A 26363-nucleotide genomic window follows, 5' to 3' on the forward strand; every position below is an offset into this window, starting at 1 on the left:
GCAAGAGTTAATTATGTTGAAAAAATAGAAGCAAGGCATTTAGGGTCAACACCCTTCCAATGCCATGTGTACCTCTGAAAGCGACTTTGACAAAAAGCCTAATTTCGTGTTCAGCAGGAACACAAAGTAGACTTTGTGTTCCTGCTTGATTTTTTAAGTATGGAGTTTCCTGATTAGCTTAAAGTTTAATCTCTTTGCTAAGAATTTGAATCTGAGTACCAGGATAGTAGAATTGGAGAATTTTTGGACTTGACCAACCTAATTTAGCTAAATTTTGAGCGCCAGTTTGACTCAAGCCGACTCCATGCCCTAATCCACCCCCAATAAAAGCGTACCCCCACAGTTCGGGTTTGCCTTTGTTCAGGGGTTCTATGTAAAAAAGTGTACTTTTAGGAGCAGCAAAGGCACTACGAACTTCGTCTTTGTGGAGAACAAAGGTGCTGTGATCAGTTTTAACCGCGAGTTCAAGGATGCGTCCACTCTGACTTCGCTTCACTACTGCCATAGCCTGAATTGTCTTAAATTTGGCATCGGGACTGTTTTTCACCTGCAAAAATTTCTGTAGGTCTTTGGTAATATCCTTTAAAGAGGTTTCCTTGTGCCAACGAAACATATCCCACTTGCTTTCATTAAATCCTTGTTGCGTATTAATAAATTTTTGAAAGTTTTTTTCATCTGTTAAACTCTGCTTAGACAAGTTCCAAAAATTAGTCGCAGCATCCAGTACAGGGCGTAGATAGGGACGATCATCGCCATTCCAGACATCGCTGAAGTAGGCTGTGACGCCACCAGTGGTAGAAGAATACAGGGCATCTACTAGTTCATTTTTATAAGTTAGTACCTTACCCCTGGTTAAGGCGATCGCTCGGTCTGTTTTGGCCGCCGCTCCATTCAGCCCATAATAAACTTGGCAGTGAGTATCAGCACACAACTGATAGTTATCTGCGGCAAACCTGCGTAAATTTCTCAAAGCATAAGTCCGGGCAAGAATTGCCTGGGCTTCTAGCGCTGCTGTTGGTGCATCTGTGCCTATTTCGTAAGGCAGAACCCCACGCAAATAAGTTTCTAAAGGTACTTGGTTAACTAGAGTGTATGTGCCGTAGGCATTTGGCTGCAAATTTAGTTGCCCAGCATAAAGACGAGCAAACTCTTGTTTTTCGCTTTTATTCACCCGAATCAAGTTTTTATCAGCGCTAATTTCTAAATCATTCGGGCTATAGCGGTTACCATCCACCACCCAACTCACTCGCGGCACTTGTTTCAAAACTTTAGTATCAAGATATACTTTTTCTTTGGTAGAAGCTTGGATGTTCTGCAATAGTAATCGTCGCAGTAAAGGAGTGCTGTAAACATCTCGTTTAGCCCAAACCTGCCAGCGTTCTGGCTGGGCTATTTCCACTTCCATTCCCTGAGAACGCCATTTATTAGCACTGTCTTCCGCAGTTTCAAAGGTACGGTATGTGCCCAAAACTACCACTTCTTCGACTGCTGACTGGGGTAAAGCTTGCATGACTGTTTCCAGCTTTACAGGGTTCTTGGTAACCAGGATTTGCTGCTTGTTGCCCGCTTGAAATTTTAGCTTTAAGCGATCGCCTTTTATGGGTTCCAGTTGCAGCTTGGCTGTGGGTTGTTCGCCAAATCGCTGCACAATCCCAATTTTCAGTTCCATACCCTGGATGTTGCTCTCAGGCCCTGATGCAGCAGTTAGTCCCAATAGACAAAATGTTGTCAGCACAGTGTGGGAAAAACGCCAAAACGAAAATTTCATGGCTACCTGATAGCGTCCCTTGCGCGTCTTGTAGAGAAGCGATAGCGAGTCTTTTCCCAAAGGGAGACGCCAAAGGCGATAGCGCAGCCTCTTTAAGTCATCGAGCGTCACAAGCGTCTTCTGCCCCTTAATGCGGCGTAGGAGCTGATTTTCCAATTGCTTTATAGCGCGGTTTTTTTGTCGCATGAGTGCTCCAATGATACCATTACCAGTTTTGCCTCCAAAGTGGTTGCAAAACGAAGTCATAATGACTATGATTTATTTAGAGACACAAAACAGAACTAGTTGGATAAACTCCTTATGGTTAGAGTCCAAGAAATTCCATTAAATCAGATAAAACGCCCATTACCCCGTGCAAACGATCCAAATAAAGTGCAAGCCTTAATGGAATCGATTGCGGAAATTGGGCAGCAAGAACCTATTGATGTCCTAGAAGTAGATGGACAATATTATGGCTTTTCTGGTTGCCATCGGTATGAAGCTTGCCAGCGTTTAGGCAAAGAAACCGTTTTAGCCAGAGTCCGTAAAGCACCCCGCAGCGTTCTGAAGATGCACTTAGCATAGGGCATGGGGCATGGGGAATAGGGAATAGTGAGTGGGGAATTAGAGTATTCCCAATGCCCAATCCCCAATGCTCAATGCCCAATCCCCAATTACATATAACCTAATTAGGAGAAAATTATGTCATCAAAAGTAACAGTCAAAAATATAAATATCGGCATTGACGAGCCGAGTAGGGCTAAAATTGCCGAGGGTTTATCTCGCCTGTTGGCTGACACTTATACACTGTATCTGAAAACTCATAACTTCCATTGGAATGTAACGGGGCCGATGTTCCAAACATTGCATTTGATGTTTGAGACTCAGTATACAGAATTAGCCTTAGCAGTTGATTTAATTGCGGAGAGAATTAGAGCGCTTGGCTATCCCGCACCAGGAACCTACAGCGAATATGCCAAACTAAGTTCGATTCCAGAAACTCCCGGAGTTCCTAAAGCTGTGGAGATGATCCGCGAACTTGTGGAAGGACAAGAAGCCGTAGTCAGAACTGCACGGTCTATTTTTCCCGTGGTAGAGGAAGTTAACGACGAACCGACCGCCGATTTATTGACTCAGCGGATGCAAGTACACGAAAAGACAGCTTGGATGTTGAGAAGTTTACTGGAAGAATAGGGAATAGGGAATAGGGCATAGGGAATAGGGGATAAGGGATAGAGAAAAAACTTAATCGCCAATGCCCAATGCCTAATGCCCAATGTCCAATGCCTAATACTTCTCTACGAGAGGCTGCGCCCTAAGCGTAGCTATGCCGCAGGCTTTACGGCTTCTCTACGAGACGCTCTTGCGTTCGCTCAGTACAAGTGCCCTATGCCCAATACTTCGACTACGCTCAGTACAAGTGCTCAATGCCCTATGCCCTATGCCCAAAAGTTGCAAGATTTAATGCAACAGGTGGGTATTTCTAGTTTTAAAGCGCTGAGTCGCGCTGCTGGCGTTTCAGAGCGTCAACTTTTGCGGTTACGACAAGGAAAGCTAGAGCAGATGCGGGTAGATGTGCTGCTCAAGCTGTCGCCAGTGCTACAGATGCCATTGAATGAATTAATTGCAACTTTTTCAACCGTAGAGTTGTTACAAGAGAAAGTAGCACCTACTCTGGAATTATTAGAAGAAATTGCAGATTTAAGAAAAGAGTATCAGCGATCGCAGCTGCAATTAGAACAGCAGCGAGAGGTATTGCAACAAGAACTCCAGCAGTCGAGTTTGCAACTGCTGGAGTCTTTATTATTGCAATGGCCAACAGCAGCACAGAAAGCGCAAGAGAATCCACAGCTACCAGCAGTCAAAATAGTACCGTTGGTGCAGAAACCCCTAGAAAAGCTTTTACAGGCGTGGGGAGTGGAAGCGATCGCACCCGTGGGAGCAGAATTACCTTATGACCCCCAGTTGCACCAATTGATGGAGGGAACTGCACAACTAGGTGAAATAGTCAAGGTGCGCTACACTGGGTATCTTCAAGGCGACAAACTGCTTTATCGAGCTAAAGTAAGTCCTCTTAGAGAGAGTTAGGACGCAAATTTTCGCCTTCATCTAACGCCCCCAAAGCTTTCTACCTTTTTTTTATACTGAATATAGGACGCAATCCTCGATACGTACTTGAGCGTCAATTAGCAGGTGGAGGACGGGATGATTTTCAGCGAACTAAATCGGCTAGCCTTAGATGTGGTTCCAGTTGAGTTTAAGCGGACGTAGGTCACTGGCTGACTTTTTATTTTCGCCTTTTTTCTAAACTCTGTTTAAGTTCCATTAGGACAGTGAGTTGGTTTAGTAGTGACTGTCTTAAAAGTCAAGCGATCACGCTCTCGATAACCCGATTATTTCATGTGATCGCACTTTCTATTAGACGATTATTTTGGGCGATCGCATTCCTATGCCATAATTCAGTTTTTTCAAACACGTAGCAAATAAGTCATTGGAGCGATCGCTACTCTTAATCTTCTTGATACGACTGCTTTTCACCCTTCACTGATCACAATCATCATAATACTTATTTGCACTCAGTGACTTCTTAGCAGTAAGACTATAATTATAAGTTAATAATTACTTTATCTAAAGAAAATAAATCTTTGATAATTTACACTGCCTTATTCAGAATGAATTGTAAAGCATTGAAGCTTAATAATTGCTTATTTTTAATCTGGTAAGCATTTTTTAAATGGTTTATGATTGGGATATACTAACGAAAACAGAGCATCATTTACACCAATCAGAGTGAGGTATTATGATAGAACAAGTGAAAGTTATTAAGCTCAGAGGAAATTTAAACGCCACAACTTCACAAGAATTTCGACAAAATATTACTGATATTTTAATAAATGGTGCGAAAATTGTGTTAGTTGATTTTCAAGATGTAACGTTTATGGACAGTTCAGGTTTAGGAGCTTTAGTATTAGCTTTCAAAACCTTGCGGGCAGCGGATACTCAGCTTGTTCTCTGCTCAATTAATGAGCAAGTCAGGATATTATTTGAACTGACTAATATGGATAAAGTCTTTGAAATATTCCCCAGCCAAGACGCATTTCATCAGGTTTTAGTCTCAAATACTTAATTCATCAAAATTAATTTGCAAAATAGATAAATCATCATCAAAAGCATCTTTGGAGTTCAGAGCGATTAAATAACTCAGCACGTGATCAAGTTGGCAATCAACAGGATGTTGTAAACTAACCAGTAGCTGAATAAAAGCATCCAAACTCCAAAGTGTACCATCTGATTTAGTGATTTCATAAGCGCCATCACTAAAAATGTAAAGGGTACTAAACTTTTCAATATTGCAAAACCCATCAACATATTTTGCCTCTGGAAACATCCCAACTGGCATTCCGGGGCTTTTCAAGAGTTTAACTTCAGACTTTCTTGGAGATGTGCCAGTTACTAAAACTGCTGGTGGATGACCTGCACTAGCATAAATTAACTGGCGGTTGATTCGGTTGTAAACTCCGTACCAAATCGTAAAGTATTTATCATTTTGATAATCCATCTGAAAGGTATCATTCAAAGCCTTCAATACATCACTAGGTTGATAATAATCCAGACTTTTGAGCGCACGGGAACGCAGCAGATTCAGCACTGAAACAGAGGGAAGAGTCGCTTTGAGTCCATGTCCGGCAGTATCCAGTAAGTAAATTGCCAGATAATCAGCATCAAGCCAATAGTAATCGAAACAGTCACCGCCAAGTTGCCGTGAGGGAATGAATCGGAAATTTATATTGAAGGGTTCAGTCATGGAAAGAGGCAGCAGCGATCGCACATATTCTGCGGCTTCTGACATTTCTGATTCTAAAAGCAACTTTTGAGCCTGCAAATCTCTACTCAACTGATGCAGGCGTAATCCCGCTCTTACCCGTGCTTGTAATTCATTGTGTTCGATAGGTTTGGAGATAAAATCATCAGCACCAGCATCTAGACCTTTGACGCAATCGTCAACGGAATCTAAGGATGTTAATAAAATAAAGAATGTGGTGTAAAATTTGGGGTCTGTCTTAATGCGGTGGCAGACTTCCAGACCAGTCAACCCCGGCATGATCCAATCACAAATAATTAGTGCTGGACGGTAAGCCAGTGCCTTTTCTATTCCTTCCTCGCCGCTACTGGCAGTAACTACCTCATAACCCTGTTTTTCCAAGATCCTTTTCAGAAGTGTTTTTATTAAATAATCGTCATCAATTATTAGTATTTGAAACATAGAAAATTATACGAAACACTCATTAAGAACTTGCTGTCAAAAGAGAAAATAAAAATATGATTGGGGCTAAATAGTTAGTAGTATATCTGTATAATACTACTAACTAATTTCTATTTTTCCGTCAAATTCATGACTTTTTAACGTCATAAAATATTATGGGGGTGCAAGAGGATTTACCCATAAGAGGATGGTATTTTTTAGCTGGTTCAAATCGCGGTATGCTTCTTGCTTAAACCATTGCCCTAAGGCATCAAAGGGGGTGAAAGATGTTCCAGTTTGCCATTTAATGTCTTGACCTAGAGGTGTTGTATGACTTCCTGGTAACGTTTGTGCTGTCACCATCTCATCAAAACGTTCTTGTAAGATTTTGGTTAAAGCTGCCGATTGATCAATTGTGTCATTACTAAATTTTATTAGTAAATTGCGCCGGATATTGTAACGCTCTTTAACAAGTTTGTTAGTTTCCAACGGTGAGGGGGTAAACTCGATTTTCAAAGTAGAATTGAACTGTTCTACTAGGGGGATAGCTTCTTTAGCAGCGTAGTTGTTGAAGGATATGAAAATATTGCCTGCACGTTCTACTTCAAAGAGGCTACCAATCAGCAAGTGAAGTTTACAGCCCATGCTGTGTCCAATGCCGTAAATGGGAAAGTAAAACTTGCGTAATGCCCCAGAGTCATGTAAGCGTTCGAGGGTGCGGTCAAAGTTTAGCAGCACGGATTTTGCGATCGCAGTATGATCCAAGGTGTTGACGAAAGGCGTAGCAATTACAACATAACCTTTACTTGCCAGTTGTTCGAGTAACCAGCGATAAGTGATGTGCGGTGCAGTGGCGACAAATGCACCTCCTAAAAAATGAACGATACCTATGGGATTTCGGGGAATGATTACCCAGTTGCCTCTGACTTCTTTCCAGTCCATGCTGATGAGCGATCGCTTTACGAATATTCTTTATGTTAGACCGGGGATCGTAACCGTGGGAAGGATTATGGAAAAAGCCATTGAGGATGTCTGGCGAGTAGATTGTCAGCCAACCCACCCAGCAGCATCTATAGACTTATCGAGAGCATCTACACGTTCTCCAACTCACTTTTTTTACGCACGTTCACCCTGAGTATTGGTTTTAACGCTTAGTCTGTAATTTTTTCATTTCGTATTGCACATCTAATGCAATCTGTAATGCTTCATTGAGTAACCTTCCATGCTCAGTAGCCTGTTCATTTACTTGCATGGCTGTTAAAGTTGCTAAATTGTTGACGAATAGTTCTGTATTACTAAGGATAAAGCTCTTATTCTCCCTCAAAATCCTTTCTGTCTTCAAAGCGCGAACTAAATCAGCTTTGGTGAGTTTAAGCGCTTCGATCACACCTTCTCTTTCCTTTATAACTACTTCTGGATTACCAGCTTCTTCTATTTGGTCATTGATATCTATTACTTTCATAACAGTATTATATCTATTAACTTCATTTAACAGAGTTTGTAGAGAATTTGTCATATTGCTTTTGACAAGTTTATTTCTAGTTTTCCAGATTAAATATAAGATAGTTTGGGTAAGACCACCAATCCAAAGACCTAAAATAATTAACAATATCCAAGAGGGAATTGTTATCCACGCTACAAAAAACTTAATAATAATATTAAATAAAATATAGATAAAAACAAATGTAGAAAATCCAATAAAAACTACAGTTGCCCCTTCAGAGCTTTGAAGTTTTTGGATATATATTTTTGCTAAGATTTTCAGAGGATTTGTAATGATTAAAAGTTCTTCATTGACAGGCAAATTCGTCAGCTTTTGCAGTTCCTCCTGACTAATTTCCAAGCCCTGTAAATCATCCCGCACAGCTTTCTAACCCTTGCCAGAATAGTTATTTAATCTAATATAGCAATCAAATTTCTGGAATGCTGGCATTTTGTCTAAACTTTTTTAGGCAAGTTAACACTTATAAGCAATGTCAAGAATTTTTGTACAATATGATACTCTGCCAAGATAACTATTTATACTATAAGTGGAACGAGAACAAAAATAAATCAATTGCCTGGAAATGCAATGAAAATGCAACAGGTTATTATCCTGGGAAACAGCCATTTGCAACTACAAGAAACAATAATGGAAAAGTCCGTTTTTGCGGAATTTTTTTGTTTAGTTATAAATAATCGCGTCGCACTCGTTACATTAAGTTAGCTTTGGAGAAGATTGTTTCTGTTTTGAAACGCCACATTGAGAATTTAAAAATGGGGGGATGGGACAGTCTGGCGGCATAGCGATCGCTCTTAGAGGATGTTTGAAAAGTTCTCTTTTCGGTATCAAAAGTTTTAGATCCCTCTAAATCCCCCGATTAATTGGGAGACTTTGATTCCGGTTACCCCCTTTTTTAAGGGGAGCCAGCGCGGTCTTGGGGTCTCCCCAAGTGGAGCGACTGGCGTGGGTTAGGGGGGATCTAAAAGTGCCTAAAGTCTACAGGTAAACACTTTTCAAACAACCTCTTAGTAAATTTGCTTCCTCATGTGTAACTTTGTTATCCAATAGTACCGTGTGGGCGCAGGCATCAACAAGAGCTTGCTTGGATCTGAAGATTTTCAGTATCTAACGCCAGCGCAAAAGCGATGCCTAAGGCTGGCTACGCCTACGCAATTATTGTAATCCCAGCCATGTAGAGAAATAACCCTGGATGCCGCCAAATACGGAAAGCCATACGGAACAGAAATAAAGTGGCAATATAAATCGCAATAATCATGAGTGCGATCGACGGCTGTTTACTCTACGCCTCTGCGGTTGATTAAAAACTGTAGCCAGATAAGTTACCTATGAATCTGAGTAAATAGGGAGTAACCACTGACAGCAAAAATAAAAAGGATGGCGGCAGGAAAAATTACTACATCCCTGACAATAAATAAAATCCAATCTTTTCTTAGTTCCTGTTTAAACTTGAGTTCTCGTAGTTTTCGCTGAAGTTCTACGTCTTCTTGCGACTGCAAGTTTATAGTTGAGATAATTAGTGGATTATCGCCTTTGCTGGCAATTAATTTTGATAAATCTGTTCTATCTGTCATGCTGTTTAGATACCAATAATTTCAGTTTCCAGATTTTGGTTATCATTTGCAATCCAAATATGCTTGCCTTTTTGCTTGGCTTCAACGGCTATTTCTAGGAGAGCGATCGCTTTTAGAAGTACCTCAGCATTATCTCCATTAATCTGTTGTGCCAGATTGTTTAGTGTCTCATAAACTTCTGGCGATAAATCTAAATTTATTTTAATTCGTTGATTTTTTCCTTGTGCAGTCATTTCTATTTTATTTAATATTTTTAAGGTGAAATCCAGTTTTCCAACTGTAAATTAGAAATCCGGCTGTAGTGACGAGTATTGTTTGTTACTAACGTGTAATTTTCTGCAACTGCAACACTAGCAATTAGTAAATCAAACTCAGCAACTGTTTGTCCTATTTTACGGAGTTCTGCCTTTAATTCACCATACTTTTTGAGAGCAGGCTCAGTTAAAGGTACAACGGGTAAGTTTTGAATAAAGTCTTCTGCACGAGTTAAATTTTCCACTACTCGTTGAGAGTTATAAGCACCAAAATACAACTCAGCAACCGTGATACTGCAAATACAAATTTGCTTCCATCCTATTTCTCTAACTTTAGTTCTGACTAAATTAATATCTTTAATCCAATAAATGCAAGTATCGGTATCAAGTAAATAAGTCATAGACTAATGTCATTGTTAGAAATAGTACGGCTATCATAAATATCTTTGACTATTTCCTCAGCAGTACGTTCATCTTCCCAAGGGCCAAGCCTTTCCATAAACGTGTCTAGTGGATGTGGTTTTGACTGCTGCTCAGATGAGAGAATGATTTCATTCACTATCAATTGATTTGCTTCTGAAACTCCTAATTTTTTGGTTTCCTCTTTAGCTATAACCATGATTTGCATCAAGGTTATAGCCTGACGCAAAACATCACTTTTGCTTGTGCCTATTTTCTTTGCTAGTTCGTCTAGTATCTGATTAAGTTCAGGTGACAAATCTAAGTTTAAGCGAACCATCTTTTGAGTGTTAGTCATGGTTCCATCCTTGTGTAAAATCTTAAGTACATTATAGTTGGTTGAGGCTGTAAGATTGACAGCGATGATTCAAGAACTTGATCGGGTTATTCTGACTAGTGATATCCCAGAATATAGTTTAGAAGAGGGTGATATAGGTACAGTTGTTTTAGTACATCAGGGTGGTAAAGGATACGAGGTTGAATTTGTCACACTTGATAGGAAAACTGTGGCAATTGTTTCACTTCATAGTATACAAGTGCGCCCGATTGGTAGAAGATAAATTGCGCGATCGCGGCTGATGAATTTATAATTTATCAAGGCATACAACCAAATAATATTTTAAATTTTAAAATATATTAGTAGATACCAGAGGCTAGAGAAAATGAACATTGAAGAAATTATTATAGACAAGGTAAGAATATTACCTCCTGATAAGCAACAAGAGGCGTTAGATTTTGTAGAATTTTTACTTGCGAAAATGCAAAAGATAGCTGCACAATTAGGAGGACGATCTTTGTCAAACAAATAAACTGATGGTAATTCAAATATTTTGATATTTTCTAGCAAAATCAGACACCCATAAATAAAAGATATATATTTTTAATCATACTTTATAGAAACATCAAAAGCTATCTAATAAAAACCGCAAATCTACGCAATCAAACGCCAAATTATCCACGTTTAACTGCGTACATCTGCGGTTTGAAAATCCTTAATGCACTAACCCGATCGCACCTTTCGTCAAGCCTCCACAGTCAATCTATTAAACGCCATCAACTCAGTAGTACTGACGTAGTTTCCTCACGCTTGCAACCGAATGTGTCACATTTGCTTCCAAATCAAGTTTTGGACTTATAAATCGAGTTTTGAACTTCCAAATCAAGTTTTGAACTTCTAAACTAAGTTTTGAACTTCTAAATCGAGTTTTGAACTTCCAAATCAAGTTTTGAACTTATAAATCGAGTTTTGAACTTTTAAATCGAGTTTTGAACTTCTAAATCGAGTTTTGAAATTATAAACTAACTTCAGAACTCATAAATCAGGTTTTGAAGTCAAAAATCTAGCTTCCATCTCATATAGCTCTTATTATCAACCAATTTCAGCCAATATCACTGCATTTTTCTTATCTGCTAATCTCAATGCACTAAAAGTTATCTTAAATAAAAAACGCAAATATACGGTTATCAACGCAATTTTTCAGCGTTTATATCCGTATAAATGCGATAATAGGAGAAACAATTCCAGCTTTAATGCACTAATGCGATCGCACGTTTCGTTAACGCTTCAGCAGTCAATCCATTAAACGCCATCAACTCTCCAGCACTGGCTGTAGTTTCCCCACGTTTCCAAGCAAAGGTGTCGCGCTTGACTGTACTCCGTAACAAAATTGGTTCTAGCATCGCCGCAGCGCCACCAGTTACACCAATTAGCGCATCAGCATCAAACAATTCGGCAAATTTGGCATCATCTAAGAAGCCGCCTTCAGGTTCAGAACAGGTATCCCAAGCGGTATCATGGCTACGGTACAATTGCCGAGGATTAATCACAGAAACTATCTTGGCACCAATACCTTCAGTTTCCAAGAAAGCAGCAGCTTCAAATACTGGCATTAATGTCATATCGCCAATCACAGCAAATACAACTTGCTTATCACCAGCGACTTCATGTAACAGCACTGCACCATCGCGCAACCCTTGACGAGTTTGTTCAAAAGTGGTGCGAATTTGCAATGGCGATTTACTTGCAGTAATTACAATTCCTTTATTTTTACTTTTCAATGCCCAGTCATAACAGACTTGAATACTATTAGCATCGGGGGGAAATAAGGGGAAAACATTGCCATTTCGCATCAACGAAGCAAAGTAAGCTTCAATTTCTGGACGTTGGTGAGTCCAACCGTTACGCCCTTGCTCTAATGCGCCAGCTGTGAATAAAGTAATAGTTGAGGGAGTTTTACGGCGTAATTCTGCCATTGATTGGGTTACAGTTTGCCAAATTGGTAATCCGTTGATGGCAAAAGATTCGTAAGAACACCACAAAGTTCTCGCACCCATTAACGCCAAACCCGCAGCTAAACCGGCACAAGCATCTTCACTCAATGGTTCATAAACTTGTCCATTTGGTGCTTGGTAATATAAATCGTCGGTTGTGGGGTGGATTATTTTTAATGCTTGGTTGATGTTGGCAATTCCAGATGCTTCATTACCGTCGGCGTTGGTGACGAGGAAATTCTGATCTTTATTTCCAACTATTCCTACCAATCGTCCCATCGCTGTTGTGGAAACTTTGGGTTCACCTCCAACTGCATATTCTTCTAAAGGTAATTCGCCTAATTCTGGTAATGGAAATTCAAATTCTGTCACCACAGTTTTCGCTGCTGGGCCACCGCCTGCGCGTTCTGCATTTGTGCGTACTAATTGCCAAGCTTCCGCAGACAAAGCACGGCTTTGCAATGCACTGATAATATGGGGAGCATTTAGCGTATCTTTGGGATAGAGGTTGTGAGATTTTGCCCCGCGCGCGTGGACTCCTGCACCTTTGAGTTGTTTAATTATAAATACAGTAAGTTTACCGCCCAGTGCCGATCGCGCTGCTTTATCCACACCCGAAAGCACTGCTTGAGTGAATTCTAGGCGCTTTTCAAAAGAAAAAGCAGTACTATCAACGTAATCCCCTGGTTGGTTTTGATCGTCGAAGTCTTTGGCATTAACTAATATGACTTCATCAAAACCGTTACCTTGCCAATATGCCTGCATCTGTTCATTGGTTTTAAGGGAAACCATACTGTGATGTTCTTGGCTGTAACCGTTCCACACCAACACCGGCAAGAAGTTGGTGACAGCAGGATAAGCAGTATGGAAATGTGCGATCGCACTTACAATATAAGGCTCACCCAATCCACCATCACCAACTGTAAAGGGAAATAACTTATCTTTGTGCAACAGTGCAGCCGCCATTGCAAAGTGTTGTCCTTGTCCCAAAGGCCCCGCAGGTGCAAGAATACCGGGAATGAAACCAGAAAGGTGTCCTAAAAGTCCGTGCTTTTCTCGGAAGCGATCGCGCAATTGTTGGACTGTAAAAATTCCCATGTCCTCTAGCGAACGATCCAAGAACATGGCACTATAAAATCCGGGGGCGTGGTGTCCGACTTCAGTGAGAATGTTCTTGTATCCCAGCATGACAAGAGATGCGTAAACTTCTGCTTGGCTGGCGAATCCGCCTGGATGCCCAGAGGCTTTACTAGCGGTAACTTGCAAAATCAGGTAGCGGAGGGCATCAGCAGCCAGTAAAGTTTGATATACAGCTGCTTTGTCTGTGGGATCTGCGATCGCTACTTTGCCCGATTCTATAGCAGGTGTTGCACCATGAGTTTCAAAATTTGGTAACGCTTCACCAAAATATTGAATACCTTCAAAAAAATCGGGAAGCGCTGAAGATGCCTTTGGGGTGATTGCGGTCATGCTGAGTACCTTATGACGATGAGATTAAACTGTAGATGCTCGTTGAATTTAACAAAAATTTTACATCTTTGAGGTTGTAACAGTTTATTGGTTTTTTCCAACGTTAGAATAAGTACTTTAAATGGTTACGCAACAAAATTTCAGTTAGTTTAAGTAGTAAAAAATATTAAGTAGCAAAAAAATTTATGAAATTACCAAATGGGCCGCAAATCCCACCCCTTGTACAGATGGTGCGCTGGATTAGGAATCCGATGTCATTTATGGAGGCTTGTGCCAAAAGTTATGGCGATATTTTTACTATCAGGTTAGGCAAAAATCTTCCTCCTTGGGTGATGGTCAGCAACCCCCAAGCGTTACAGCAAATTTTGACAAATGATACCAAGGCATTGGAAGCGCCTGGTGATTTGAATCAGGTGTTTGAATCTTTGGTGGGGAAGTATTCTGTATTTACTCTCAGCGGCGCAGAACACCAGCGCCAACGCCAGTTGTTAATGCCTCCCTTTCACGGCGAAAGAATGCGAAACTATAGCCAGGTGATTACCGATGTCACCCAGAAAGTTATCAGCCAATACCAAATAGGCAAACCCTTCAACATTCGGTCTGTTACTCAAGCCATTACCCTGCGGGTGATTATGCAAGCTGTGTTTGGTCTACATGAAGGGACTCGCGCCGAAAAACTACAGCAATTTTTGGGTGAGTTTTTAGAAAAGGCTAGTTCTCGGTTACTTGTGGCTTTGCTTTATTTCCCCGCTTTGCAAAGGGATTTTGGTGCGATTAACTTCTGGGGAAAACATATCCGCCGTCAGCAGGAAGCTGACCAACTCATCTACGAGGAAATTCGGGAACGTCGAGAACAACCAGATTCATCACGCACGGATATTCTTAGCTTACTCATGGCTGCTAGAGATGAAGCAGGTCAACCCATGACTGAGCAAGAGTTGCGCGATGAATTGATGACTCTGTTAGCTGCCGGTCATGAAACCACAGCGACAGCCTTAGCATGGGCATTCTACTGGATTCACAAAATACCATCAGTGCGCCAAAAGCTACTGCAAGAATTAGATAGCTTGGGCGATGACCCAGATCCCAGCATCATTTTCAAGTTACCTTATCTCAACGCTGTTTGCTCCGAGACATTGCGGATTTACCCAGTAGCTATGCTAACTTTTCCAAGGAGAGTAAGAACACCGATATCGTTGGGTGGTTACGAACTAGAACCGGGTACAGTCCTACTTGGTTCCATTTATTTGACCCATCAGAGGGAAGATATTTACCCAGAACCTAAGCAGTTTAAGCCAGAACGCTTTTTAGAACGGCAATTTTCTGCCTATGAATATTTGCCCTTTGGCGCTGGTGCAAGACGTTGTATTGGTCTAGTATTTGCCCAGTTGGAAATGAAGCTAGCACTTGCCAAAATCCTTTCCAGCTTTGAATTAGAATTAGTTGACAATGGGGAAGTGCGACCTAAGCGCCGTGGTTTGGTGACAGGACCAGATCGTCCTATCCAGATGGTTGTCACTGGTCAACGTCAGGTGAAATCTCCCATCCTACAGAGAACCACTGTTTAATACTCTGGCAGTTGATGGTTGCGTTTAGCAAATTTTAAACTCCCATGTATAGCGTTTCTCAGTTAAGTCCAATAGAGACCTAACCCCTAACCCCTTCCCTACAAGAGAAGAGGAGTAAGATTCAAAGCCTCTATTTTCTAAAAGAGAGGAATGGAAGTGCGATCAAGTTCTATTGCATACAAATGAGAAACGCTATATATATTTAGACATATTTTCAAACTAATTCATAATTAATTAAAAGCGTTATAATTGGTGCTTAACGATCGCAGTCCTGTTGAGAAATTACGAATCTCTGTAATCTTTCAAATTAACATATACCCCAATATAGATTCCCTCTTCAGAAGTAGCCTTTACAGTAAATAGGAAGAGGACATTTATGAGATTAATAGTTCATGCCTGACGATAATCGGTTGGAAGAAAAATTTCTATCCCAGGAAGCTGAAAAAAGAATATCCGAAAAGCTAGATGAAGCAGAAAAAATAGAAATAGATGTACAAACCGATTTATTGAAAATAGTTCAGGGACAGGCGGATGGAGTTTCCGTTGCAGGTATTGGATTAGTGATTAAAGAAGACATTCGCATACAGGAAATAAAACTGCAAACAGATAGTATTGCCATTAATCCCTTCAGCGCTCTTTTTGGTCAAATAGAACTCAATGAGGCTGTAAATGCCATTGCTCGGATTGTCCTCACAGAAGTGGATATGAACCGTACTTTGGCATCAGACTATGTTAGCAGCCAGATGCAAAACTTTGATTTTGATGTAGATGGCGAGATTGTGAGTTTTAAGCCGCAAAAAATTCAAGTATTTTTACCTGGTGAAGGCAAAATTGAATGTAGAGGAAGATTGTTATTAAAGGAAAAGGGAAATACTCGTCCTTTAGCTTACACTGCCCTGCTTCGCCCACGGACTAATTCACAACCCGCAATGCTGGAGAGTTTTAACTGCACTGAGGGAGACGGTGTTTCAATAGAATTAGTTACAGCATTAATGCAGAAAGTCAAAGAACTGATGAATCTACCATCTTTGAAATGGGAAGATATGGCGTTCAAGATTAAGGATATAAAAGTAGAAAAGGGTAGTTTGACACTTCTGGTAGAAACTCAAGTGAAGCAAATACCCTCATCAATAACTGAACTATCTCTTTAGTAGTATTGACACTAGTTAAGGACAATTTTTGTAACTAGGGAATGATGTAAATTTTTGAAAAGTTTTGTAAGCTTTTAAAAGCTACTTAAATTAAAAGTGACAACTATGCAAGAGTATGATGTTGTGCTGATCGGTGCTGGGCACAATGGGCTAGTTTGTGCAGCTTATTTGCTGAAAGCTGGTTATAGCGTCCTGTTACTAGAAAAGCGTTCTGTTATCGGTGGTGCAGCAACAACTGAAGAATGTTTACCCCAAGAAGCTCCGGGATTTAAATTTAACTTGTGTGCTATTGACCATGAATTTATTCACTTGGGGCCAGTTGTTGAAGAATTAGAACTAGAAAAATACGGCTTGCATTATCTGGATTGCGATCCAGTTGTTTTCTGTCCTCATCCTGATGGCAAGTATTTCTTAGCACATAAGTCAGTGGAAAAGACTTGTGCAGAAATTGCTCGTTACAGTGAACGTGATGCCAAAAAATACGCTGAATTTGTAGACTTTTGGCAGCGATCGCTCGGTGCGATGATTCCCATGTTTAATGCACCGCCAAAGTCAGTTATAGATATCCTTGGTAACTACGACATCACCAAACTGAAAGATTTATTTTCTGTGATTGGTTCCCCTAACAAAACGCTGGACTTTATTCGCACAATGTTGACCAGCGCTGAGGATTTACTTAACGAGTGGTTTGATGAGGAATTTCTGAAAGCGCCACTAGCCAGATTAGCAGCAGAACTTGGTGCGCCACCATCACAAAAAACCCTTGCTATTGGTGCAATTATGATGGCAATGCGTCACAATCCTGGAATGGCAAGACCTCGCGGCGGAACTGGCGCACTTGTGCAAGCTTTGGTGAATTTAGTCACAAGTAAAGGTGGCGTTATTCTCACAGATCAGCATGTTGAAAAAGTTTTAATTGATGATGGAAAAGCTGTAGGTGTGCGGGTTGCTGGTGGTAAAGAATATCGCGCGAAACACGGGGTTATTTCTAATATTGATGCCAAGCGGTTATTTTTGCAAATGACTGATAAAAGCGAAGTTGATGGAGCCGACCCAAATTTATGGGAAAGATTAGAACGCCGCATCGTTAACAACAACGAAACTATCCTCAAGATAGATTTGGCTCTAGACGAACCACTCCACTTTCCATACCACGCCCACAAAGATGAATATCTCGTCGGTTCTATCTTGATTGCAGATTCTGTGGCTCATGTAGAACAGGCTCATAGCAAATGTACCTTGGGAGAAATTCCTGATGCTGACCCATCAATGTATTTGGTAATGCCTAGCTATTTAGACCCTACATTAGCACCACCAGGTAAGCACACCGTATGGATTGAGTTTTTTGCCCCTTATCAAATTGCGGGTGCAGAAGGCACTGGTTTGAAAGGTACAGGTTGGACAGATGAATTGAAAAACAAAGTTGCAGATAGGGTGATTGATAAGTTGGCAGACTATGCACCAAATGTCAAGAATGCAACTATCGCCCGTCGTGTAGAAAGTCCAGCAGAACTAGGAGAAAGATTAGGTGCGTACAAAGGGAATTATTACCATGTTGACATGACCCTAGATCAGATGGTATTTTTCCGTCCGTTGCCAGAAATAGCGAACTACAAAACGCCAATTGATAATCTATTTTTGACTGGTGCAGGAACTCATCCAGGCGGTTCGATTTCGGGAATGCCGGGACGCAATTGTGCCCGCGCATTTTTACAGGCAAAGCATCCTATTAGTCAAACTTTGAAGGATGCAAGAGATTCGATTAAGTCAACTGTCGAGTCAGTCTTTGGGATTAGTTAGGCATTGCAAAAATAAAGCCCATTATCTATTTTTGTCTTTGTATCTTTGTGCTGAAAATATTATTTTGGGTTCACAAAGATCCGAAAGGATTATATCAATTCCGCTTGAACACTTATCATTAGGACTGACGCGGGGACACGGAGAGTTTTTTTGATAATTAATTAGACGGAGATGATATTAGGGTATAACGCCCAATACTTTTCAAATAAAATCCCCCCGCCTACGGCAACCCCCTTTTTAAGGGGGTAAATAGGGGAAACTAGCACCACTTTTTAAGAGGGGGATGAGGGAATCTTTAACCATTAATTTTACTGAATTTATTTGGTCAGTTTTAAAACAACATAGCTACAAAAGCTTTCTCATAACATTCAACATTCATTATTCTGTAATTTGCATTCCAAAATGTAAATCGACCAAGAGCGATAATGCTTAATGGTACGATAACAGAAGCATGAAAGCGTGAATATAAAACTCCTCATTTCTCCTCAAGAACTCACGTCTCTGTTAGCAGAAAAATCCTCACAGTCTGTCATCATCGATACGCGAAGTCAAGAAGATTATGGTATTTCTCATATTCCTCAATCCATAAATATTAGAGATTTTTTCACCTATCTTTTAGAGAATTCTTACCCAGCAGGATTAAAGAAATTACAAGAGTATTTTGCAGAAATTATGAGCAGGGTAGGAATATCTGGTGCAGAATGGTTAATTGTTTATGAAGATACTTTAAATAAAGGTTATGGGCAATCTTGTCGAGCAGCTTTCTTACTGAAGTATTTGGGTTGCGCTCAGGTATCTATCTTACACGGAGGATATAGAGCATGGGTGACAGAGGGATTACCTACTACCGATGAAGTACCATTACGTGAAAGCAGCATATTTAGATTGCATTCCAACGCTGACATGATGGTTACTACCGCCGAGATGTTGCAAGCAATTGACAATCCAGCAATTATTAAATTAGATGTGCGCGATCGCAACGAATGGCTTGGGCTGAGTTCTTCTCCCTATGCTGCTGATTTTTGTCCTCGCAAAGGTAGAATCCCTAACGCTGTATGGTTAGAATGGCATCGGATGATGACATCTGAATCGGAAATCTCCATGTTCCGCTCAAAAGCGGAAATCTTAGAAATTTGTCAATCTGTAGGTATTACTTCCGATTCTATTGTATACGTTTACTGTTTTAAAGGTTCTAGGGCGGCGAATACTCTGATTGCTCTGCAAATGGCAGGAATTTCCGCCAGAAATTATTTTGGGTCTTGGAATGAATGGTCTCGCGACTTTTCATTACCCATTGATAGCAGAGTAATGTGAATAAGGCAGGAGGTTGCTATCAGCGTGTAAGCTTCAGATAGTTAACGATCGCACCTTTGTTCATTAAAAGGGAAATCTAAGCAATTGCTTTATGTCTATTTAATATAATAATGTAACATCCGCTTGATTTTAAGAAGCTTTTATGCAGTGTCAACAAAGTTATTTCTCAAAATATAAGTAAATTAATGTGTAAAAACTAGTGTATTTTGATAATACTCAAAAAACGCACAAATTTTCACATCATCTGATAAGTTTTGTAGGTACAGCATGGTTTTTCGGCGCTGCTTAGTTGCATCTGGCTTGATAGCTTTCTGTGCATTTGGCTGTAGGGGTGGGGCAAACTCATCGACAGAAAATACTACACAAGTTGTGCAAGAAAGTAATGTAACCCAACTTTTGATAGAAGCGAAGGCTACGCAAAAAGCTGAAGATTTCTTTCATCAAGGTAATAATTTATTAGATGGACAACGTTACGAAGATGCAATAAAAGCATACGACAAAGCGATCGCTATCAAAGTTGAGAATCCTGAAGCTTGGATTAACCGTGGCATAGGCTTAACATCGTTGCAACGCGACAAAGAGGCTCTTGCATCTTATGATAGAGCGATCGCTATTAAGCCCGACAAATATGAAGCTTGGTATAATCGTGGCATAGCCCTAACATCGTTGCAACGCTACAAAGAGGCTATTGCATCTTACGACAAAGCGATCGCTATCCAACCCGATAAATATGAAGCTTTAATTAACCGAGGCATTGCTCTGACAAAGCTGCACCGCTACCACGATGCTATTACATCTTATGATAGAGCGATCACCATCAAGCCAGATTTGCACCAAGCATATTACAACAAAGCTTGCTGTTATGCTTTACAAAGCAATCTCGAATTAGCAATTGAGAATTTAGATAAAGCAATCGAGCTTGTTCCTGATAAATACAAGAAGTTAGCAAAAACTGACTCAGACTTTAGCAAAGTGCGTAGTGAAAAGCAGTTTCAGGAATTACTTCAATAGGATTTTTTCACCACCACTCAGTGTAAAATATAAGCTTGCTATAACAAAGACTTTTTTATTGAGCAGTTTCCGATTAGACATGAAAAAATTGTTAATTACCGGAATAAGTGGTTTTTTGGGATGGCATCTTTACCAGCTTGCAAAAAAAGAATGGGAAGTTTATGGCACTTATTTTTCCCATCCTTTAGAGATTCCTGGCATCAAAATCTTAAAAGCGAACTTAACAGATTTTCAGGAATTGCAGCGCATATTTAGTGATGTCAAACCAGCAGCAGTAATTCATACTGCTGCACATTCGCAACCAAATTTTTGTCAAACTCATCCGGAAGAATCGCACGCAATTAACGTCACAGCATCCTGTAATCTTGCCGGACTTTGTGCAGATAATTTTATTCCTTGTGCTTTTACCTCAAGCGACTTAGTTTTTGATGGTTTAAATGCCCCCTATCGAGAAACAGATAGCGTGTGTCCTGTCAATCTTTACGGTGAGCAAAAAGCGATCGCCGAAGCAGGTATGCTAGAAAGATATCCCCTGACAGCAGTGTGTCGAATGCCATTGATGTTTGGTACAGCAACACCCACAGCTAAAAGCTTTATTCAGCCATTTATTCAAACTTTAAAAGCCGAAAAAGAACTAAGTTTATTTATCGATGAATTCCGTACACCAGTAAGTGGAACAACTGCTGCCAAAGGACTTTTATTAGCATTGGAAAAAGTTAACGGCATCATTCACTTAGGTGGCAAAGAGCGAATTTCTCGCTATGATTTTGGACAGCTACTAGTGGAAGTATTTCAACTTCCCGCTACTGGACTAAAAGCCTGCCGACAACAAGATGTGAAAATGGCAGCACCTAGACCAGCAGATGTTTCTTTAGATAGTTCCAAAGCTTTTGCATTGGGGTATCAGCCTTTATCTTTACGAAAAGAATTGGAATTAGGAGTTTTAATTCCTAACTCCTAACTCTGTCAATTTTAGATTTTGAATTTTGGATTTTGGTGAAGCAGCGCGGTCTTCTCTACGAGACGCTACGCGTTCGCCCTTGGCGTCTCGTAGAGAAGGGGGTTTCCCCCATGAGTGACTGCACCAAGCCGAAGGGATTGAAGAAAAAATCTAAAATCTAAAATCCAAAATTGAATGACTCCTAACTCTTCACTTCAGTTTAATAAGCATCCATTGGCAGACAAGAACAAACAAAATTCCTGTCGCCAAAGGTTGCATCAATGCGACCAACAGCCGGCCAGAATTTATACTCACGAGTCCAAGGCGCAGGATAGGCAGCTTGTTCGCGAGAATAAAGATGATGCCATTCTCCGGTGATGAGACTTTCGGCAGTGTGGGGTGCATTCTTCAAAACATTATCTTGGGCATCCACCTTGCCTAATTCAATCTCAGCAATTTCTTGGCGAATAGAAATCAACGCATCGCAAAAACGATCTAACTCTTGTTTAGATTCACTTTCTGTAGGTTCTACCATGATTGTACCTGCTACGGGCCAAGAGACAGTCGGCGCATGGAAACCATAATCCATCAGACGCTTGGCAACATCATCGATTTCGATCGCAGCCGATTTTTTGAGCGATCGCAAATCTAAAATACATTCATGGGCAACTAGACCATTTTTGCCCTGATACAAAACCGGATAGTAAGATTCCAGTCTCTTAGCGATGTAGTTAGCGTTGAGAATCGCCACCTTAGTTGCTTGAGTTAAACCAGCTGTACCCATCATGGCGATGTACATCCAAGAAATCACCAAGATACTAGCGCTACCCCAAGGCGCAGCAGCAACCGCACCAATATGCTGGTTACTGGGGATTGGGGATTCGGGATTGGGAATTTCTTCTTTCCTAGTCCCCAGTCCCAAGTCCCCAGTCCCTACTACAGTATGTCCAGGCAAAAATGGCACAAGATGAGAAGCGACGCCAATGGGCCCGATACCTGGGCCACCGCCACCGTGAGGAATACAGAAAGTTTTATGTAGATTCAAGTGACAGACATCCGCGCCAATATCTCCAGGACGGCAAATCCCTACTTGGGCGTTCATATTTGCCCCATCCATGTAAACTTGTCCACCGTGACTATGGACAACAGCACAGATTTCCTGAATTGACTCCTCAAAGACACCGTGAGTAGAGGGATATGTCACCATTAAAGCGGCTAGTTCATTGCTGTGTTTTTCTGCCTTCGCTTTCAGGTCATCAACGTCAATATTACCTTGTAAGTCACAGGCAACTGCCACCACCTTCATCCCGCACATCACCGCACTAGCTGGGTTTGTCCCGTGTGCTGAGGTGGGAATCAAACAGACATTGCGGTGTTTTTGCCCACGGCTTTCGTGATACTGACGAATTACTAAAAGTCCAGCATACTCGCCCTGAGAACCAGCATTTGGTTGCAGAGAAATTCCGGCAAACCCGGTAATTTCAGCTAGCCATGTCTCAAGTTGCTCAAACAGAATTTGATAACCTTGCGTTTGCGACGCAGGGGCAAATGGATGAATCTTGCCAAATTCCTCCCAAGTTACTGGAATCATCTCAGCTGTCGCATTCAACTTCATTGTGCAAGAACCCAAGGGAATCATTGATGTCGTTAGTGACAAGTCCTTGCTTTCTAGCTTGTGCAGATAGCGCAACAACTCAGTTTCTGAGTGATAGCGGTTAAATACAGGATGGGTGAGATAAGTGCTTTGACGGCTAAATGGTTCACCGCTTAAACCTGATTGGTGAATTATCCATTCCATCTCTTGGACATTCAAAACAAACCTTAGCTCATCTGTCCCTGCAAAAATCTGGCATATATCTCGCACATCATCCAATGTGGTAGTCTCGTCCAGCGAGATACCAACAGTAGATGTATCAAAAATACGCAGATTAATTTGACGGGCTTCAGCAGCTTGTAGAATTTCTTGCAGAGGTTTAGTTCCTAACTCCACCCGCAGCGTATCAAAGAAAGGTTTGGAACTGATGCTGTAATCTAGTCGCTGCAACCACTCTGCCAAAATCAAAGTCAGGGAATGTATCCTCTGAGCTATTGTCTTAAGTCCATCTGGGCCATGATAGACGGCGTACATACTCGCCATTACGGCCAGTAGCACCTGTGCTGTACAAATATTACTAGTAGCTTTTTCGCGGCGGATGTGCTGTTCACGGGTTTGCAAGGCGAGACGCAATGCCGGCTTACCTTGGGCATCTTTTGATACTCCCACAATTCGCCCTGGAACCAGCCGTTTATAGTCTTCCTTCGTAGCAAAGTATGCCGCATGAGGTCCCCCAAACCCCAAGGGAATACCGAACCGCTGAGTGCTGCCTACTGCAATATCAGCGCCAAATTCCCCAGGAGGGGTCAGCAAAGTTAAACTTAAAGGATCTGCTGCTACCGTCACCAATGCACCCTTAGCATGGGCTTTTTCTATAAAAGCGCGGTAGTAGTAAATGGTGCCATCACTTGCAGGGTATTGCAGAACAGCCCCAAAAATTGGTTGATCAAAATCAAATGTTTGATGATCGCCGATAATAATCTTAATCCCCAATGGTTTAGCACGTGTTTGCAACACGTTAATAGTTTGGGGATGGCAGTCACCAGAGACAAAATAGGCATTTGCCTGATTTTTACAAACACCATAGCTTAGGCTCATCGCTTCAGCTGCGGCTGTGGCTTCATCAAGTAACGAGGCATTAGCGATTTCCAAACCTGTTAAGTCGATAATCAGGGTTTGAAAATTCAGCAGCGCTTCCAATCGCCCTTGGGCAATTTCTGGCTGATAAGGAGTATAGGCAGTATACCAACCGGGGTTTTCTAGGATGTTACGCCCAATCACAGGTGGGGTAATACTGTCGTAATATCCCATACCAATGTATGAGCGGAAAACCTGATTTTTGGCAGCAACTTTTTTTAACCATGCCAGTGCTGCGTACTCACTTTCTGCTTCTAATAACTTTAGCGGTTCGTTCAGCCGAATTGCCTGTGGGACTGTTTGGTCGATTAGGGCATCCAGGCTGGGAAACCCCAAAACTTTAAGCATTTGCTGGATGTCATCGGAGTTAGGGCCAATGTGTCTTGGCGCAAAACTACTTAACTTTTGACCTCTTTGGTCCAGCACTTGCTGCTCATTAGATTTGAGAATAGGGGCGTGTGATACCACAAATTACTCTCCAGATGGTACTATTTAATATTTTGCAACAAATACTCATGAGAAGTAAGTGTAATTTTTCTGATCATCTAAATTTCATGACTTATCTTTAGGTGGAATAGGAGATGGGGGAGACAAGGGAGAAAATTTTACCTTGTCCCCCTTGTCCCCCTCATCCTCCATTCCCTAGTCCCCTTCTACCTGGGCGCGATACTCATCCGCTGTTAAGGCATCCTCAACTTCGCCAGGGTCATTGACGCGCACTTTCAAAAACCACCCTTCCCCGTAGGGGTCTTCTGTTACTTGTTCGGGAGAATTAATTAAGGCTTCATTGCGTTCTATAACTGTGCCTGTTACTGGTGAATTCAGTTCTTCAACTGCTTTCACTGATTCAATTGTGCCAAAGTTTTCTCCTCTGCTAAGAGCATCGCCAATTTCTGGCAGTTCCAAAAAGACGATATCACCCAATTCATGCACGGCAAATTCAGTAATGCCAATGGTGGCAATTTCACCATCTATTCGCACGTATTCATGAGAATCCAGGTATCTGAAATCTTGAGGATATTCAAAAGACATATCACTTCCTCTCCCTTATCAAAAAAATTATTGCCCCAATAGTCATCCAAGCTATATCTGGTAATGAACCTTACTGTAGATTGAGTAACTCACAACACATTATTCCTCAAAAACCTCGCCCTTATCAGTTGGCGACACGATTTTTTGACCGATAAAAGGGACGTTTAACTACAACTGCTGGATAAGCTTTGCCACGAATTTCGACTTCTAGTTGCTGAGTGACAGTTGCTAACTGGGTGGGAACGTAAGCTAAGGCAATGGGATAACCAAGTGTGGGTGATAGAGTGCCACTGGTAACTTCTCCCACAATTTTACCTGTGGATAATACTTGGTAACCGTGACGGGCAATGTTCCGTCCCTGAGTTTGCAAACCTACCAATCGGCGTTGCACTCCCGCAGCTTTTTGCTGTGCTAAAACTTCCCGACCAATAAAATCGCCTTTGGTATCTAAGTGAACTAGCCACCCCAATCCTGCTTCTAATGGTGTGGTGGTGTCATCGATATCTTGACCATAAAGTGCCATCGCCGCTTCTAGCCGCAGGGTATCTCTTGCACCGAGTCCACAGGGGATAACACCAGCATTATGGAGACTTCGCCACAATTCTACTCCCACATCCGGATCTACCATCACCTCAAAGCCATCTTCTCCGGTGTAACCTGTGCGGGCCAGGAAGGCAGGTTTACCTAGTAGCGTGGCTTCTAGATGTCCGAAGGCTTTGATTGTTTGTAAATCTTCTTGCACTAATGGCTGGAGATATTTAATCGCTTTTGGCCCTTGCACGGCGATTAAGGCTTTTTCTGGTGAAAGGTCTTGGAATTGCACTTTATCCAGGTCAAGGTGTTGCAATAGCCATGCTTTATCTTTACTGGAGGTTGCCGCATTGACTATGATAAATGCCCTCTGTATAGCAGTGGCATCTTCACCTTGATAATAGACAATGATGTCGTCAATAATTCCGGCTTGGGGATTTAACAATACGGTGTATTGTGCTTGACCAGCTTGCAAACGACTCAAGTCTGAAGGCACTAGAGGCTGGAGTTGGGAAATCAGGTTTTTACCTTGGAGGGTAAATTTGCCCATGTGGGAAATATCGAACATTCCGGCTGTATTTCTTACAGCCTCGTGTTCGCGGCTAATGCCACTAAATTGCACAGGCATTTCCCAGCCGCCAAAGCTGGTAAGGCGGGCTTTGAGTTCTACACCCAGTTGATATAAAGGGGTTCGCGCCAGAGATTGGGCGTTGTCTTCTTGATTAGCCACAGGTAATTTTGCGATCGCACCTCAACATCTATCATC

25 protein-coding genes are annotated in these 26363 nt (G+C 41.4%); 13 read left to right on the forward strand and 12 right to left on the reverse strand.

The window, feature by feature from the left end; all coding sequences use genetic code 11:
• Positions 1 to 178: 178 nt before the first annotated feature.
• Complete coding sequence (locus V7K85_RS15135; protein WP_334814494.1) at positions 179 to 1768, reverse strand: SpoIID/LytB domain-containing protein; 1590 nt, start codon at positions 1766 to 1768, stop codon at positions 179 to 181.
• A 300-nt stretch (positions 1769 to 2068) separates the two neighbouring features.
• On the opposite strand from V7K85_RS15135, the gene V7K85_RS15140 reads away from it, so the two are divergent.
• From V7K85_RS15140 to V7K85_RS15155, 4 genes are all read left to right on the forward strand, one after another.
• The gene (locus V7K85_RS15140) at positions 2069 to 2332 is read left to right on the forward strand and encodes a ParB N-terminal domain-containing protein (protein WP_012410090.1); all 264 of its coding nucleotides are present in this window, start codon (positions 2069 to 2071) and stop codon (positions 2330 to 2332) included.
• A 117-nt stretch (positions 2333 to 2449) separates the two neighbouring features.
• Positions 2450 to 2941: a Dps family protein gene (locus V7K85_RS15145; RefSeq protein WP_334814461.1), complete on the forward strand. Its 492-nt coding sequence runs from the start codon at positions 2450 to 2452 to the stop codon at positions 2939 to 2941.
• A gap of 195 nt (positions 2942 to 3136) precedes the next feature.
• Positions 3137 to 3835, forward strand: a complete 699-nt coding sequence (gene grpE, locus V7K85_RS15150; protein WP_442940589.1) for a nucleotide exchange factor GrpE — start codon at positions 3137 to 3139, stop codon at positions 3833 to 3835.
• A gap of 712 nt (positions 3836 to 4547) precedes the next feature.
• Positions 4548 to 4874 carry an STAS domain-containing protein gene (locus V7K85_RS15155; protein WP_334814462.1) on the forward strand — a complete coding sequence of 109 codons (327 nt, stop codon included), beginning with the start codon at positions 4548 to 4550 and terminating at the stop codon, positions 4872 to 4874.
• Here the strand turns inward: V7K85_RS15155 and V7K85_RS15160 are convergent.
• Both V7K85_RS15160 and V7K85_RS15165 read right to left on the reverse strand, forming a co-directional pair.
• On the reverse strand, positions 4863 to 6011 hold the full coding sequence (locus tag V7K85_RS15160; protein ID WP_334814463.1) for a PP2C family protein-serine/threonine phosphatase: 1149 nt from the start codon (positions 6009 to 6011) through the stop codon (positions 4863 to 4865). The genes V7K85_RS15155 and V7K85_RS15160 overlap by 12 nt on opposite strands.
• A 153-nt stretch (positions 6012 to 6164) precedes the next feature.
• Positions 6165 to 6932: a DUF1350 family protein gene (locus V7K85_RS15165; protein WP_334814464.1), complete on the reverse strand. Its 768-nt coding sequence runs from the start codon at positions 6930 to 6932 to the stop codon at positions 6165 to 6167.
• On the opposite strand from V7K85_RS15165, the gene V7K85_RS15170 reads away from it, so the two are divergent.
• Positions 6907 to 7125: a hypothetical protein gene (locus V7K85_RS15170; protein WP_334814465.1), complete on the forward strand. Its 219-nt coding sequence runs from the start codon at positions 6907 to 6909 to the stop codon at positions 7123 to 7125. The genes V7K85_RS15165 and V7K85_RS15170 overlap by 26 nt on opposite strands.
• Positions 7126 to 7134: 9 nt before the next feature.
• Here the strand turns inward: V7K85_RS15170 and V7K85_RS15175 are convergent, their stop codons facing one another.
• The 5 genes from V7K85_RS15175 to V7K85_RS15195 all read right to left on the reverse strand — a co-directional run bounded on the left by V7K85_RS15175 (position 7135) and on the right by V7K85_RS15195 (position 10076).
• Positions 7135 to 7854 carry a hypothetical protein gene (locus V7K85_RS15175; protein ID WP_334814466.1) on the reverse strand — a complete coding sequence of 240 codons (720 nt, stop codon included), beginning with the start codon at positions 7852 to 7854 and terminating at the stop codon, positions 7135 to 7137.
• A gap of 959 nt (positions 7855 to 8813) precedes the next feature.
• The gene (locus tag V7K85_RS15180) at positions 8814 to 9065 is read right to left on the reverse strand and encodes a hypothetical protein (protein ID WP_334814467.1); all 252 of its coding nucleotides are present in this window, start codon (positions 9063 to 9065) and stop codon (positions 8814 to 8816) included.
• 5 nt (positions 9066 to 9070) lie between these two features.
• Positions 9071 to 9298, reverse strand: a complete 228-nt coding sequence (locus V7K85_RS15185) for a DNA-binding protein (RefSeq protein WP_334814468.1) — start codon at positions 9296 to 9298, stop codon at positions 9071 to 9073.
• Positions 9299 to 9318: 20 nt separating this feature from the next.
• Positions 9319 to 9720, reverse strand: coding sequence for a type II toxin-antitoxin system VapC family toxin (locus V7K85_RS15190; RefSeq protein WP_334814469.1), 402 nt, complete (start codon positions 9718 to 9720; stop codon positions 9319 to 9321).
• On the reverse strand, positions 9717 to 10076 hold the full coding sequence (locus V7K85_RS15195) for a CopG family transcriptional regulator (protein ID WP_334814470.1): 360 nt from the start codon (positions 10074 to 10076) through the stop codon (positions 9717 to 9719). The genes V7K85_RS15190 and V7K85_RS15195 overlap by 4 nt, the downstream gene beginning before the upstream one ends.
• Positions 10077 to 10140: 64 nt before the next feature.
• Between V7K85_RS15195 and V7K85_RS15200 the strand changes: the two genes are divergently transcribed.
• Positions 10141 to 10338, forward strand: a complete 198-nt coding sequence (locus V7K85_RS15200) for a DUF4926 domain-containing protein (protein ID WP_334814471.1) — start codon at positions 10141 to 10143, stop codon at positions 10336 to 10338.
• A gap of 102 nt (positions 10339 to 10440) precedes the next feature.
• The gene (locus V7K85_RS15205; RefSeq protein WP_334814472.1) at positions 10441 to 10587 is read left to right on the forward strand and encodes a DUF2281 domain-containing protein; all 147 of its coding nucleotides are present in this window, start codon (positions 10441 to 10443) and stop codon (positions 10585 to 10587) included.
• A gap of 718 nt (positions 10588 to 11305) precedes the next feature.
• On the opposite strand, the gene V7K85_RS15210 is transcribed toward V7K85_RS15205, so the two are convergent.
• Positions 11306 to 13519, reverse strand: a complete 2214-nt coding sequence (locus tag V7K85_RS15210; protein ID WP_334814473.1) for a phosphoketolase — start codon at positions 13517 to 13519, stop codon at positions 11306 to 11308.
• A gap of 185 nt (positions 13520 to 13704) precedes the next feature.
• Here V7K85_RS15210 and V7K85_RS15215 point away from each other — a divergent pair, with 185 nt between their 5' ends.
• The 6 genes from V7K85_RS15215 (at position 13705) to V7K85_RS15240 (ending at position 21324) form a co-directional block, all read left to right on the forward strand.
• Positions 13705 to 15087, forward strand: coding sequence for a cytochrome P450 (locus V7K85_RS15215; protein ID WP_334814474.1), 1383 nt, complete (start codon positions 13705 to 13707; stop codon positions 15085 to 15087).
• 392 nt (positions 15088 to 15479) lie between these two features.
• A complete protein-coding gene (locus tag V7K85_RS15220) occupies positions 15480 to 16238 on the forward strand; it encodes an LmeA family phospholipid-binding protein (RefSeq protein ID WP_334814475.1) in 759 nt (252 codons plus the stop codon).
• Between the two features lie 105 nt (positions 16239 to 16343).
• On the forward strand, positions 16344 to 18038 hold the full coding sequence (crtO, locus tag V7K85_RS15225; RefSeq protein WP_334814476.1) for a beta-carotene ketolase CrtO: 1695 nt from the start codon (positions 16344 to 16346) through the stop codon (positions 18036 to 18038).
• Positions 18039 to 18497: 459 nt separating this feature from the next.
• The gene (locus tag V7K85_RS15230; RefSeq protein WP_334814477.1) at positions 18498 to 19352 is read left to right on the forward strand and encodes a sulfurtransferase; all 855 of its coding nucleotides are present in this window, start codon (positions 18498 to 18500) and stop codon (positions 19350 to 19352) included.
• Between the two features lie 267 nt (positions 19353 to 19619).
• Entirely contained in the window at positions 19620 to 20363 is a 744-nt protein-coding gene (locus V7K85_RS15235; RefSeq protein WP_334814478.1) for a tetratricopeptide repeat protein, read from the forward strand.
• Positions 20364 to 20442: 79 nt separating this feature from the next.
• Positions 20443 to 21324, forward strand: a complete 882-nt coding sequence (locus tag V7K85_RS15240) for an SDR family oxidoreductase (RefSeq protein ID WP_334814479.1) — start codon at positions 20443 to 20445, stop codon at positions 21322 to 21324.
• Positions 21325 to 21523: 199 nt separating this feature from the next.
• Here the strand turns inward: V7K85_RS15240 and gcvP are convergent, their stop codons facing one another.
• From gcvP to gcvT, 3 genes are all read right to left on the reverse strand, one after another.
• Positions 21524 to 24502: an aminomethyl-transferring glycine dehydrogenase gene (gene gcvP, locus V7K85_RS15245; RefSeq protein ID WP_334814480.1), complete on the reverse strand. Its 2979-nt coding sequence runs from the start codon at positions 24500 to 24502 to the stop codon at positions 21524 to 21526.
• Positions 24503 to 24676: 174 nt separating this feature from the next.
• A complete protein-coding gene (gcvH, locus tag V7K85_RS15250; RefSeq protein ID WP_334814481.1) occupies positions 24677 to 25066 on the reverse strand; it encodes a glycine cleavage system protein GcvH in 390 nt (129 codons plus the stop codon).
• A gap of 124 nt (positions 25067 to 25190) precedes the next feature.
• Positions 25191 to 26327 carry a glycine cleavage system aminomethyltransferase GcvT gene (gene gcvT, locus V7K85_RS15255; RefSeq protein WP_334814482.1) on the reverse strand — a complete coding sequence of 379 codons (1137 nt, stop codon included), beginning with the start codon at positions 26325 to 26327 and terminating at the stop codon, positions 25191 to 25193.
• Positions 26328 to 26363: the final 36 nt, after the last annotated feature.

It is taken from the genome of Nostoc sp., assembly GCF_036917615.1.
Taxonomy (GTDB): Bacteria; Cyanobacteriota; Cyanobacteriia; order Cyanobacteriales; family Nostocaceae; genus Nostoc.